The sequence below is a fragment of the Bacillus sp. LQ01 genome (genome assembly GCF_057624735.1).
The window spans coordinates 233,871-247,430 of record NZ_JBYEZL010000003.1 but is presented as its reverse complement, the minus strand read 5'-3'; the positions used below and the strand labels follow the sequence as shown (position 1 = coordinate 247,430).

Genomic DNA, 13,560 nt, shown 5'->3' with positions numbered 1-13,560 from the left:
CTGTTGCTATGTATATTTGCTAGTTTATTAAGATTTAAAACATTAAATCTTAATAATGAATCTTATAAAGTGGTAAAAGATGAGTTTTTATCTAATAGAACTTTTGAAGATGGGCAAGGAGTTACGTTTCATGCACTCAATCCTCTTGATCCTACAAAAGTTTATGATCCCTATGAAGACCGTGAAGTAGTGACGTATGTTTTACCTTTAGATATTACAAATACAACAAATCGAGATATTAACTTGCTTAGTAATAAGTCTATTTCCGATACAATGTTTTATTCTAAAATAGGTGAGTTTTATAATTTAATCCCTTATTCAATGGAATTACCTAAAAAATATCAGTTTAATCCTGTAATACCTGCTGGTAAAACAGTACGAGGGTATATAGGGACAAATTATTTTATAGGAGATGACCCTTATAAAAATTATAAAAACTTTTCAAATGAATCAACTAAAGTGAAATTCATTTCTTGTATAAAGGATAAGAAAGGGAAATATCATGAATTAGAAATACCGATAAATTAATAAAATTTATGATTGATACAGCTATATTTTAATGGTGTTTGTAGATCTTGCAACATAACAATATCTTTTAAAGTCGGAGTTTTTTTTTAGGTGTAAGTATCTATGGATGCTGCACCTGCAAAGTTTCCGGCTTTTTGTAATTGTCGATTTAGATTTTATTAAGGAATTTCTAGTAGTCATATTCTTTAAAAGGAAACTTGAAAGAATATGACTTAGATTTAATACGAAATTTGTAACGTGAAATTGAAATAGCGAGATAGAGAAAAGGAACGTAACAAATGAAATAAAAACTTTTTCTGAATATAAGGCCCGACATCTTGCCGATTGTTGTCATAGTTATGAGACAAGTGTTACAATTATCATTAGGTATATACATTTTAGTTTTTTTAATTAGGAGAAAAATTGGCATAACATACATTTGATTTTTATAACGACTGATTGTAATAGAGAAAAAGAAAACAATCGGAAGTTTTATTTTAATAAAAAGAGGAGCGTATTTCCTATGATCGGTATTTTAAAAAAGGTGTTTGATGTAAATCAACGCCAAATTAAACGTATGCAAAAGACAGTTGAGCAAATTGATGCATTAGAGTCATCTATTAAGCCACTAACTGATGAACAATTAAAAGGAAAGACGCTTGAATTTAAAGAACGTCTAACAAAAGGTGAAACAGTAGATGATCTACTACCTGAAGCTTTCGCGGTTGTTCGCGAAGCGGCAACTCGTGTTCTTGGAATGCGTCCATATGGCGTACAGTTAATGGGTGGTATTGCCTTACATGAAGGGAATATTTCTGAGATGAAAACGGGTGAAGGTAAAACGTTAACATCTACATTACCTGTATATTTAAATGCTTTAACAGGAAAAGGTGTTCATGTTGTTACAGTCAATGAATATTTAGCACAACGTGATGCGAGCGAAATGGGACAACTTCATGAGTTCCTTGGCTTAACGGTAGGAATTAACTTAAATAGTATGTCACGCGAAGAGAAACAAGAGGCTTATGCTGCTGATATTACGTATAGCACAAATAATGAGCTTGGATTCGATTACTTACGTGATAACATGGTTTTATATAAAGAGCAGTGCGTTCAACGTCCACTTCACTTTGCTATTATCGATGAAGTCGATTCTATTTTAGTCGATGAAGCACGTACGCCGCTTATTATTTCAGGACAAGCTCAAAAATCAACAGAGCTATACATGTTTGCAAATGCATTTGTTCGTACGTTAGAAAATGAAAAAGATTATTCATTTGATGTGAAAACGAAAAATGTAATGCTAACAGAAGATGGTATTACGAAAGCGGAGAAAGCTTTCCATATTGAAAACTTATTCGATTTAAAACATGTAGCACTTCTTCACCATATTAATCAGGGACTTCGTGCACACGTTGTTATGCACCGTGATACAGATTATGTTGTACAAGAAGGCGAAATCGTAATTGTAGACCAATTCACTGGTCGTCTTATGAAAGGTCGTCGCTATAGCGAAGGATTACACCAAGCGATTGAAGCAAAAGAAGGTGTAGAAATTCAAAATGAAAGCATGACGCTTGCAACAATTACATTCCAGAACTACTTCCGTATGTATGAAAAATTATCTGGTATGACTGGTACAGCGAAAACAGAGGAAGAGGAATTCCGTAACATTTACAATATGAACGTTATTGTAATTCCGACAAACAAACCGATTATTCGTGATGATCGTGCCGATTTAATCTTTAAATCAATGGAAGGTAAGTTCAATGCTGTTGTTGAGGATATTGTAAATCGTCATAAACAAGGGCAACCTGTTCTTGTAGGTACAGTTGCAATTGAAACTTCAGAGCTTATTTCAAAAATGTTAACGCGTAAAGGTGTACGTCATAACATCTTAAATGCGAAAAACCATGCTCGTGAAGCAGATATCATTGCAGAGGCTGGTATGAAAGGTGCTGTAACAATCGCGACGAACATGGCAGGTCGTGGTACAGATATTAAGCTTGGAGACGATGTGAAAAACGTTGGTTTAGCAGTTATCGGTACAGAGCGTCACGAAAGTCGTCGTATTGATAATCAGTTACGTGGTCGTGCTGGTCGTCAAGGGGACCCTGGTGTTACGCAGTTCTACTTATCGATGGAAGATGAATTAATGCGCCGATTTGGTTCAGATAATATGAAAGCAATGATGGACCGCCTTGGTATGGATGATTCTCAGCCGATTGAAAGTAAAATGGTTTCTCGTGCGGTAGAATCTGCACAAAAACGTGTTGAAGGAAATAACTATGATGCACGTAAGCAGTTACTGCAATATGATGATGTACTTCGTCAACAACGTGAAGTTATTTACAAACAGCGTCAAGAGGTAATGGAGTCTGACAACTTACGCGGCATTATTGAAGGTATGATGAAATCTACAGTAGAACGTGCTGTTGCCCTTCATACGCAAGAGGAAATTGAAGAAGATTGGAACATTAAAGGTCTTGTTGACTACTTAAATACAAACCTTCTTCAAGACGGAGATGTAAAAGAAGAAGAATTACGTCGCCTTGCTCCTGAGGAAATGAGCGAACCGATTATCGCGAAATTAATAGAGCGATACAATGAAAAAGAAAAGCTTATGCCAGAAGAGCAAATGCGTGAGTTTGAGAAGGTTGTTGTATTCCGCGTTGTAGATACGAAATGGACAGAGCATATTGATGCAATGGATCACCTTCGTGAAGGTATTCATTTACGTGCTTACGGTCAAATCGATCCACTTCGTGAGTACCAAATGGAAGGGTTCGCGATGTTCGAGTCAATGGTTGCTTCTATTGAAGAGGAAATTTCTCGTTACATTATGAAAGCTGAAATTGAACAAAACTTAGAACGTCAAGAAGTTGTTCAAGGTGAAGCTGTTCATCCTTCTAGCGATGGCGAAGAAGCAAAGAAAAAGCCAGTTGTAAAAGGTGACCAAGTGGGCCGCAACGATTTATGTAAATGTGGTAGCGGTAAAAAATATAAAAACTGCTGTGGTATCGTTCAGTAATATAGGACGGTAGCTTTGGCTGTTTTGCAAACTTTTATATCAAAAATGTATAATTAAGAAGGATTAAACTCTCTCCGTAATAAGTGGAGAGAGTTTCCCTTGTTTTCATACGAAAGTAACAGCAATTACATAGAGGTGAAGGAAATGGAATTAGTAGAAATTAGACAGGAATTAGAGAAAATGGCTAAGCGATTAGCGGCTTTTAGGGGGTCTCTTTGACCTCCCTACTAAGGAGAAACAAATTGCAGAATTAGAAGAAAAAATGATGGGCGCAGGATTTTGGGATGACCAACAAGGCGCACAAGCTGTAATTAATGAAGCGAATGCGTTAAAAGATATGGTTGGAAAGTTCCGTCAGTTAGATGAGACGTTTGAAAATTTAGAAATCACGCATGAGCTTTTAAAAGAAGAGTATGATGAAGATTTACATGAGGAATTAGAATCAGAAGTAAAAGGCTTAATTCAAGAAATGAATGAGTATGAGCTTCAGTTACTATTAAGTGATCCTTATGATAAAAATAATGCGATTTTAGAATTACATCCAGGTGCAGGTGGAACTGAGTCACAAGACTGGGGTTCTATGTTATTACGTATGTACACACGCTGGGCTGAAAAACGCGGATTCAAAGTAGAAACGGTTGATTATTTACCAGGTGATGAAGCTGGTATTAAGAGTGTAACTTTATTAATTAAAGGTCATAACGCTTACGGTTACTTAAAAGCAGAGAAAGGTGTACATCGTCTTGTACGTATTTCACCATTCGATTCTTCAGGGCGCCGTCATACATCGTTCGTATCTTGTGAAGTTGTACCAGAGTTCAATGATGAAGTTGAAATCGAAGTACGTACAGAAGATTTAAAAATTGATACGTACCGAGCAAGTGGAGCTGGTGGGCAGCACGTAAATACGACAGATTCAGCAGTTCGTATTACACATACACCGACAAATACGGTTGTAACATGTCAGTCGGAGCGTTCTCAAATTAAAAACCGTGAGCATGCGATGAAAATGTTAAAAGCGAAATTATATCAAAAGAAACTAGAAGAGCAACAAGCAGAATTAGATGAAATTCGCGGAGAGCAAAAAGAAATCGGATGGGGTAGCCAAATCCGTTCTTACGTATTCCACCCGTATTCTCTTGTAAAAGACCATCGTACAAATACGGAGGTTGGTAACGTACAAGCTGTTATGGATGGAGAGATTGATCCATTTATTGATGCTTACTTACGTTCTCGTATCTAATAAGCGAAAAAAAGCCAACGAAATTGTTGGCGCATGCTGAGGACAATAGAGGATATAAAGAATTTGATTCTATTTTTATAGATGAAGTAAAGAGGAAGAGAAGTTGGAAACGACAACTTCTCTTTTTGATGGGATTATATGTAGATTACAATGCTGTATATTGTTTTGTAAAAAGTAGAGAATAGTAAAATAGAGCGGTAATAGGGTAAAGATTTATATAGAACTTTTCTAATTTTCCTTTTAAAAAGGATACTTTATAGAAGTTTTTTAAGTTGTTCACAGAATTGAAACAACTTATGAAAGCTTTATTTTATCAAGGTTCTCACTGTATTTTAGAGGAATATGAAATACACCTTAGTTTTTCTATATAAAGATAATGCTTATAATGAAAATGAGTGTGTTAGGAATAAAAAGAATATCAACAATGGGGAGCGATAGAAGTGAAAAAGAAATTGTTGGCTATTGCGCTAGGGACATCGGTTGTTTTTGCTTTAGGAGCATGCGGAAATAAAGAAGAGAGTAAGTCTTCGAAACAGTCTGCAAGCACAGACAGCGCAGAACAAATTTTCCAAAGAAGTTGTGCGGGATGTCACGCAACAGATTTATCAGGGGCAACTGGACCTGATTTAAGAAAAGTAGGCGGTAAGTACGACGCTGCAGATATCGAAGAGATTATTAAAAAAGGCCGTGGTTCAATGTCACCAGGACTTATTCAAGGTGAAGATGCGAAAAAAGTATCTGAATGGTTAGCTGAACATAAATAAAAAGGTGAAATGGGCGAGTTGATAATATAGTCAGCTCGTTTTCCTTTTTTCTGGTATGTAACATAACTGTAACAAAAATGTATCCAAATTGGAAACCGTTTGATGTTACAATGGGGTTTGTAGAATTTTGCTGAAATATATTACATAGAGTGGTATTGCTTATGAGAAAGCATAAGCAAACTACCTTCAACAAGGATGACTAAATGAAAATGAAGGATGTCTTTTATTTTCAGATGTACAGAAAAGTATTTCGAAAAAAATCATTAAGTATTGGGTGATAAATAATGATAAAAATGACGAATGTTTATAAGGAGTACCCGAATGGTATGAAAGCCATTGCTGGTCTTACAGTTAACATTAAACAAGGTGAATTCGTATACGTAGTTGGACCGAGTGGAGCCGGGAAATCTACATTTATTAAAATGATGTATCGTGAAGAGAAACCATCTACAGGATCTATTAATGTAAATGGACTTACTATCGAAACATTGGCAGAAAGAGACGTTCCGTATTTTCGTCGTCAATTAGGCGTAATTTTCCAAGATTTTAAATTGCTACCTAAATTAACGGTATATGAGAATGTTTCGTTTGCTTTAGAAGTAATTGAAGAAGAACCGGATGCAATTCGTGAGCGTGTAACAGAAGTTCTAGGTCTTGTAGGCCTTGAAGATCGTGCAGACGCACTTCCAAGTGAGCTTTCAGGTGGGGAGCAACAACGTGTGGCTATTGCAAGAGCAATTGTAAATAGACCAAAGGTTGTAATTGCCGATGAGCCAACAGGTAACTTAGATATTGAAACAGCTCTTGATATTATGAATATTTTTACTCGCATTAATGAGCGCGGCACAACGATCGTTATGGCGACGCATAATGCAGATATCGTAAATACAATCCGTCATCGTGTAATCGCGATTGAAGGCGGAAAAATTGTTCGAGATGAGATTGAGGGAGGATACGGATATGAAGGCTAAGACCCTTAGTCGACATTTGCGAGAAGGTGTAAAGAATCTATCACGTAACGGATGGATGACATTTGCTTCTGTTAGTGCAGTAACAGTTACATTATTACTTGTAGGTGTCTTTTTAACAGCGATTATGAATATGAACCATTTTGCGACGAAAGTAGAGCAAGATGTAGAGATTCGTGTACACATTGATCCAGCTGCAAAAGAAGCGGATCAAAAGAAATTAGAAGAAGATATGAGTAAGATTGCAAAAGTAGATTCTATTAAATATTCTTCTAAAGAAGAAGAGTTAAAACGTTTAATTAAAAGCTTAGGTGATAGTGGAAAAACGTTTGAGTTATTTGAACAAGATAACCCACTTAAAAACGTATTCGTTGTAAAAGCAAAAGAACCAACCGATACAGCGACAATCGCGAAGAAGGTTGAAAAAATGCAGTTTGTTAGTAATGTTCAGTACGGAAAAGGACAAGTTGAACGATTATTTGATACTGTAAAAACTGGTCGTAACATTGGGATTGCGTTAATTGCTGGTCTTTTATTCACAGCGATGTTCTTAATCTCTAATACAATTAAAATTACAATTTATGCTCGTAGTACAGAAATTGAAATTATGAAACTTGTTGGTGCAACAAACTGGTTTATTCGTTGGCCATTCTTGCTAGAGGGATTATTCTTAGGAGTATTAGGATCAATTATTCCAATTGGCCTAATTCTAATTACGTATAATTCGTTGCAAGGTGTGTTTAATGAAAAACTTGGCGGAACAATTTTCGAGCTTCTACCATACAGTCCGTTCGTATTCCAATTAGCTGGTTTACTAGTGTTAATCGGTGCTTTAATCGGTATGTGGGGAAGTGTAATGTCAATTCGTCGCTTCTTAAAAGTATAAAAAGTTGCAAACATAATTCGTACAAGCTTATCATATAGTAGAAATAGGTAAAGGCATCACACACTGTGTGATGCCTTTTGCTACACCACCTGTGTGTTTTGGAAAGGGGAATTCCGCATTGAAACGTAGAGTTGCAATTATTGGAATGGTTGTTGCATTTTTAATTGGTGCTGGCGGAATGTTTGCAGGCATGTCTGTATTTGGGGTTAACCCATCAGAAGTAACGCAAACAATTTCGAGTGGGAATGCTAGCACTGCGCAAGGGAATTTGGCAAAAATTAATGAGGCGTATGCACTAATTGATTCACGTTATGTGGAAGACGTGAAAGATGAAAAGTTAGTTGAAGGTGCAATACAAGGTATGTTGTCTACGCTGAAGGACCCTTATTCCACGTATATGGATAAAGAAACAGCCAAACAGTTTAGTGAATCGCTTGATCCCGAATTAGAGGGGATTGGGGCTGAGGTGAACAAGACGGACGGTAAGCTTATTATCGTATCGCCAATTAAAGGTTCACCAGCAGAAAAGATAGGAATTAAACCGAATGACCAAATTTTATCTGTAGATGGAAACAGTGTGAAAGACTTATCACGTGAAGAAGCAGTATTAAAAATTCGTGGTAAAAAGGGAACGACTGTCGCAATTGAAATTAAACGTGCGGGAGTAACTGATCCGATCGTATTTAAAATTAAGCGTGAAAAGATTCCAATCTTTACAGTATTTAGTTCTGTGAAGCAAGAGAGTGGAAAAGATATCGGTTATATGCAAATCACTTCTTTTGCTGAAAATACAGCGAAAGAATTTAAGGATCAGTTAAAAGAGTTAGAGAAGAAAAATATAAAAGGCTTAGTTATTGACGTACGTGGTAATCCTGGTGGCTATTTAAATAGTGTAGAAGATATACTAGGGGAAATTATGACGAATAAAAAGCCGATGCTACAAGTAGAGCAGCGAAATGGTGAGAAGAAGAAATTCTCTACGGAACTGAAAGAGAGAAAACCATATCCAATTTCAGTATTAATTGATAATGGAAGTGCTTCTGCTTCAGAGATTTTAGCGGGTGCGCTAAAAGAAGGAGAAGGATACGATTTAATTGGTGAAAAGACATTTGGTAAAGGTACTGTCCAGCAAGCTGTTCCATTTAAAGACGGCAGCAACATTAAATTAACGATGTTTAAATGGTTAACACCGGATGGGAACTGGATTCATAAAAAAGGAATCGCGCCAACAGTAGAAGTGAAGCAACCAAATTATTATCATGCGACACCAATTCAAATTGAAAAAACACTTTCATACAATTCAAATGATGTACAAGTAAAACATGCTCAAGAAATGCTTAAGAGCTTAGGGTATGTACCAGGTCGTGAAGATGGATACTTTAGTAAAGAGACAGAATCGGCTCTGAAAGCATTCCAAAATGCAAATGAGATGGAAGCGACAGGACAGCTTGATAAAAAGACAGCTGAAGCGATTCAAACTAAAATTATCGAAAAAATTCGTTCTGGAGAAAATGATCTACAATTACAGTCAGCATTAAAATTAATGGCAAAATAAGAAGAAATACAGGCAGTTTGCTGCCTGTATTTTTTTGTGTTAAACAAACGTTTGTTTAGTTATGATAATATAAAAAGAAAGAATGATATAAATGGTGGTGAATGAGTTCATGGAGGCGTGGATTTTTGAAATAATGCGGGCAGTTGGACGTTTTTTCTTACACCCTGCTGTCTATATATTTGTAATAAGTAGTATCTTCGTTGGATACTTACGTATGTTAAGAGAACGAAAAGATTTTTCTTTTAAAGTTTATGATATTTGGTTTGAACTGCGAACCTCTCTATTTGCAGGGATTGGATACGGATTAGTAGTATCTATTGTTATGATTGGGCTTGGACTTGTTGTTTCTAAAGCAAGCTTATGGGCCATTTTAATTTGGACGTTACTATTTGGATTAACGGCTATGTATCGATATTTATCGGCAGCTTATACATTTAGCATTGCGATTGTATGTGTTCTATTATCTTCTAAGCTACCAGTTTCCTTTTTACAGCTTCGAGAAGGTGAAGAGAGTACCATTGTATCCCTTGTTATTTTACTAGGCGTTATGCTTATTGTAGAAGGCTTATTGATTTCTAAAAACGCAGTAGGATATTCGACGCCGAGGATTAGGAAGGGGAAGCGTGGATTAAAGATTGGTTTACACGAATCAAAGCGTTTATGGATCGTTCCTATTTTTATTCTTGTACCGGGTGATGCGGTAACTCAGTTTATTTCATGGTGGCCTGTCGTTTCAATAGGGTCAAATACATATTCTCTATTCCTCGTTCCATTTTTAATTGGATTTATGAGAAAGATTAAAAGTTATGAGCCGACGGAAGCTTTATTATTTACAGGAAGACGTGTTTATGGATTAGCAGGACTTGTGCTCGTTTTAGGAATCGCAAGTTATTGGTGGCACGTACTTGCAATTATCGCGATGGGAGTCGCAATGCTTGGGCGTTTCACAATCTCGATGCAAGAGAAAATTGCCGATGAAACAAGACCAGCATATTTTGCTGCACGCAATGATGGGCTCGTTGTACTAGATACAATTCCAAATACAATTGGAGCAGAGCTAAAATTACTGCCTGGAGAAATTATTACGAAAGTAAATGGAGTCATTCCAAAAAGCGCCGAGGAATTTTATGATGCGCTTCAAACGAAGACGACAGGAGCATTTTGTAAATTAGAAGTATTAGATACAAATGGTGAGCTTCGTCTTGCACAAACTGCATTATATGCTGGTGGGCATCACGAATTAGGTATTGTATTCGTTGAGCAGGAGCACGAGTGGGATTCGGAAGCGATGTAATAGAAGGAATGGTATCACCTTGTGGTGGTACCTTTTTTGTTTTTGGGGGAGGGGAGAGTAGTTAGTAAATGAAATTTATATCGGCGATTTTGCAAATATATCAGCGCAACTTGAAATATATCGGCGATTTTGCAAATATATCAGCGCAACTCGAAATATATCGGCGATTATTCGAATATATCGACTTTCCAGCAAAAAACGACAACTATCGCAAAGCTTATTTTCAGTTTCATAGACGGATAACTTGAATAATTATTTGATAATGGTTATCATTTAGGGAGTCTTTTTAATTTTGGAAAATGGAGGTAAGATATGCTGCGTAAATTTTTCTCGTACTATAAACCGTATAAAGGTTTATTTATACTCGACTTTTCTTGTGCGGTTGTCGCAGGATTATTAGAACTCGGCTTCCCGCTTATCGTAAATCAATTTATTGATAAGTTATTGCCAGGGCAAAACTGGACGCTTATTTTATGGGCTTGTTTCGGTTTACTCGCAGTTTATATGTTAAATGCAGGCTTACAATATGTCGTTACATATTGGGGACATATGCTTGGTGTTAACATTGAAACAGATATGAGGCAGAAATTATTTGATCATATTCAAAAGCTATCATTCAGATTTTTTGATAATAATAAAACTGGTCATTTAATTTCACGCCTTACAAACGATTTAATGGAAATTGGGGAAATTGCTCACCATGGACCAGAAGATCTATTTATCGCCGTAATGACTTTAGTTGGGGCATTCTCATTTATGATGATGATCAACTGGAAGTTAGCGTTATTAACGTTCTTCGTCATTCCATTCCTATTATGGTTAGCACTTTACTTTAATAAAAAAATGACAGGTACATTTAGACGTTTATTCTCAGACGTTGCTGATTTTAATGCATGCATTGAGAACAATGTTGGGGGAATTCGTGTTGTACAAGCATTCGGAAATGAAAAGTTTGAGAAAGAGCAATTTGCTGTCAACAACGCTCGTTTCCGTACAACGAAATTAATGGCGTATAAAATTATGGCGTTAAATTCATCGATTAGTTATATGCTCATGCGGCTCGTAACGCTCTTCGTCTTAATATGCGGTACATGGTTTGTTCTGCAAGGAGAATTAACGTACGGTGGATTTATCGGATTCGTTCTATTAACGAATATTTTCTTCCGCCCAATTGAAAAAATTAACGCGGTAATCGAAAGCTATCCGAAGGGAATCGCCGGTTTTAAAAGATATGTAGAGCTTCTTGAAACAGAGCCTGACATTGTAGACTCTAAAGATGCAATGGAAGTTAAACATGTACATGGTGATATTCAATATAACAACATTACGTTCGGATATGAAAATAAAGAACCAATTTTAAATGACATTAGTTTGAAAATACATGCAGGTGAAACGGTTGCGTTCGTTGGACCATCAGGAGCTGGGAAAACGACGTTATGTAGCCTATTACCACGTTTTTATGAGCAATCATCTGGATCAATTCAAATTGATGGGATTGATACGAAAGATATGACATTATCTTCACTTCGTAAGCAAATTGGAATTGTGCAGCAAGACGTGTTCTTATTTTCAGGAACAATTCGTGAAAATATCGCTTACGGAAATTTAAAGGCATCAGAGCCTGAAATTTGGCAGGCAGTAAAACGTGCGCAGTTAGAAGATTTAATTTACTCACAGCCGGAAGGTTTAGATACTGTTATCGGTGAGCGCGGCGTGAAACTTTCAGGTGGACAAAAGCAGCGTCTAGCTATTGCTCGTATGTTCTTGAAAAACCCGCCAATTTTAATATTGGATGAAGCAACTTCTGCACTAGATACAGAGACAGAACTTGCGATTCAAAAATCGCTTGCTGAATTAGCTGTCGGTCGCACAACGCTAGTTATCGCTCACAGACTTGCAACGATTAAAAATGCAGATCGCATCGTCGTTGTAAATAAAGATGGCATTGCAGAACAAGGTTCACATAATGAATTAATTGAGCAAGGCGGAGGATACAGTAGGTTATACGAAGCTCAGTTTAGTTCGTAAATATAATTTGTACTGAATTAGTGCACCATAAGTAGGTAAAAATCTCATATGGGAGGCTATAAAGTATGATTGTAACAACAACGTCTACAATTCAAGGAAAAGAAATTATTGAGTATATCGATATCGTCAATGGAGAAGCGATTATGGGTGCGAATATCGTTCGTGACCTTTTCGCTTCTGTTCGTGACGTTGTCGGTGGTCGTGCTGGCGCTTATGAAAGTAAATTAAAAGAAGCACGCGACATCGCAATGGAAGAGATGAAAACTTTCGCAAGACAAAAAAATGCAAATGCAATTGTTGGTATCGACGTGGATTACGAAGTAGTTCGCGAAGGTATGTTAATGGTTGCGGTGAGCGGGACTGCTGTCCGCATATAAAGTAAAAAGCCGTGCTGATGCACGGCTTTTTACTTTGTATGTCGAAGTTTCAATATTTCTTGGGAAATGTGGAAGGCCCCGTCGATATATAGGGAAGACATTAGAGCGCTTCTTTACATTTTTGAATTTGAGTTAATAATTTTGCGTATTCTTGTTCGAGAGATGTGATGTCATCGTGATGATTTGGAATGGAAATCCGGCCGATGACTTCTGTTAATTTTGTTTGTAATCGTAACAATTCTTGCTCAGTAACGTTTACAGAAGCTCCGGTGGTTCTTTTTGTGTATTGCTCATATTCTGCTTGTTTTTGTATTCGTTCACGTTCTTTTTGTTTTCGATAGTTTGAATAATTCCCTTTGTACTCTTGAATAGTACCGTCTTCAATTTCAATAATTTTGGTACATATATTATCTAGAAATTCACGATCATGCGATATTAAAACAAGTGCTCCTTTATAAGATGAAAGTGCCTTTTCTAATTGCTCTGTACCGACCATATCTAAGTGGCTTGTTGGTTCATCAGCGAATAAAATGCCTGCATTTTGTTCGAGAGCATGGGCGATCTTTAGCCGCATTCGTTCACCGCCGCTCATTGCGTCGGTAACGTTTGAAATACTCCATTTTCCTTTTGCAAGAGAAGAAGCAGTTTCCGGTAGTTCTTTGCTAAGCTGAGGAATGATGCTGATAGAACTATGATGAGTTACTATGCCTCTGTCAGCTTCTATTTCTTTACTTAATATTTGTAATAACGTAGATTTACCAGCTCCGTTGACTCCGACAATTCCTATGCGATCCTGTGCTTGAATTTCCAGTGATGGTAATGTAAATAGTGTGCGATCACCAAAGCTCTTTTCAATATTACTTGCGAATAAAATAGTCATAAAAAAACCTCCCTAGTTTCACTAGAG

General features: G+C 36.7%; 10 protein-coding genes and 1 pseudogene. 10 read left to right on the top strand and 1 reads right to left on the bottom strand.

Annotated features, from left to right (window positions below):
- From AC22L0_RS21935 to AC22L0_RS21890, 10 genes are all read left to right on the top strand, one after another.
- Positions 1 to 528 carry a hypothetical protein gene (locus tag AC22L0_RS21935; RefSeq protein WP_087965244.1) on the top strand — a complete coding sequence of 176 codons (528 nt, stop codon included), beginning with the start codon at positions 1 to 3 and terminating at the stop codon, positions 526 to 528.
- 502 nt (positions 529 to 1,030) lie between these two features.
- The gene (gene secA, locus AC22L0_RS21930; protein WP_000579388.1) at positions 1,031 to 3,538 is read left to right on the top strand and encodes a preprotein translocase subunit SecA; all 2,508 of its coding nucleotides are present in this window, start codon (positions 1,031 to 1,033) and stop codon (positions 3,536 to 3,538) included.
- A 144-nt stretch (positions 3,539 to 3,682) separates the two neighbouring features.
- A protein-coding gene (prfB, locus tag AC22L0_RS21925) for a peptide chain release factor 2 (RefSeq protein ID WP_096001716.1) occupies positions 3,683 to 4,781 on the top strand; the annotation gives its coding sequence in 2 pieces (ribosomal slippage) (positions 3,683 to 3,754 and positions 3,756 to 4,781; 1,098 coding nt in all).
- Positions 4,782 to 5,221: 440 nt separating this feature from the next.
- Positions 5,222 to 5,545 (top strand): cytochrome c551, encoded by a 324-nt coding sequence (gene cccB / locus AC22L0_RS21920; protein ID WP_000727971.1) that lies wholly within the window; start codon positions 5,222 to 5,224, stop codon positions 5,543 to 5,545.
- A 284-nt stretch (positions 5,546 to 5,829) separates the two neighbouring features.
- Positions 5,830 to 6,516: a cell division ATP-binding protein FtsE gene (gene ftsE / locus AC22L0_RS21915; protein ID WP_000594321.1), complete on the top strand. Its 687-nt coding sequence runs from the start codon at positions 5,830 to 5,832 to the stop codon at positions 6,514 to 6,516.
- A complete protein-coding gene (gene ftsX / locus AC22L0_RS21910; protein WP_000645027.1) occupies positions 6,506 to 7,399 on the top strand; it encodes a permease-like cell division protein FtsX in 894 nt (297 codons plus the stop codon). The genes ftsE and ftsX overlap by 11 nt, the downstream gene beginning before the upstream one ends.
- A 118-nt stretch (positions 7,400 to 7,517) precedes the next feature.
- Entirely contained in the window at positions 7,518 to 8,954 is a 1,437-nt protein-coding gene (locus AC22L0_RS21905; protein WP_000830313.1) for a S41 family peptidase, read from the top strand.
- 109 nt (positions 8,955 to 9,063) lie between these two features.
- Positions 9,064 to 10,248: a PDZ domain-containing protein gene (locus AC22L0_RS21900; RefSeq protein WP_135238389.1), complete on the top strand. Its 1,185-nt coding sequence runs from the start codon at positions 9,064 to 9,066 to the stop codon at positions 10,246 to 10,248.
- 312 nt (positions 10,249 to 10,560) lie between these two features.
- Positions 10,561 to 12,276: an ABC transporter ATP-binding protein gene (locus AC22L0_RS21895; RefSeq protein ID WP_000944624.1), complete on the top strand. Its 1,716-nt coding sequence runs from the start codon at positions 10,561 to 10,563 to the stop codon at positions 12,274 to 12,276.
- 65 nt (positions 12,277 to 12,341) lie between these two features.
- A complete protein-coding gene (locus AC22L0_RS21890; RefSeq protein WP_000637523.1) occupies positions 12,342 to 12,653 on the top strand; it encodes a heavy metal-binding domain-containing protein in 312 nt (103 codons plus the stop codon).
- A gap of 279 nt (positions 12,654 to 12,932) precedes the next feature.
- Here AC22L0_RS21890 and AC22L0_RS21885 read toward each other — a convergent pair.
- Positions 12,933 to 13,533 (bottom strand): annotated as a pseudogene (locus tag AC22L0_RS21885) (ATP-binding cassette domain-containing protein); the annotation flags it as partial.
- Between the last annotated feature and the right edge of the window lie 27 nt (positions 13,534 to 13,560).

What these genes read in the sequence shown, in the direction of transcription:
- secA (WP_000579388.1), top strand. Translation starts at nt 1,031, where the DNA reads ATGATCGGTATTTTAAAAAAGGTGTTTGATGTAAATCAACGCCAAATT.
- ftsE (WP_000594321.1), top strand. Translation starts at nt 5,830, where the DNA reads ATGATAAAAATGACGAATGTTTATAAGGAGTACCCGAATGGTATGAAA.
- ftsX (WP_000645027.1), top strand. Translation starts at nt 6,506, where the DNA reads ATGAAGGCTAAGACCCTTAGTCGACATTTGCGAGAAGGTGTAAAGAAT.
- AC22L0_RS21900 (WP_135238389.1), top strand. Translation starts at nt 9,064, where the DNA reads ATGGAGGCGTGGATTTTTGAAATAATGCGGGCAGTTGGACGTTTTTTC.
- AC22L0_RS21895 (WP_000944624.1), top strand. Translation starts at nt 10,561, where the DNA reads ATGCTGCGTAAATTTTTCTCGTACTATAAACCGTATAAAGGTTTATTT.
- AC22L0_RS21890 (WP_000637523.1), top strand. Translation starts at nt 12,342, where the DNA reads ATGATTGTAACAACAACGTCTACAATTCAAGGAAAAGAAATTATTGAG.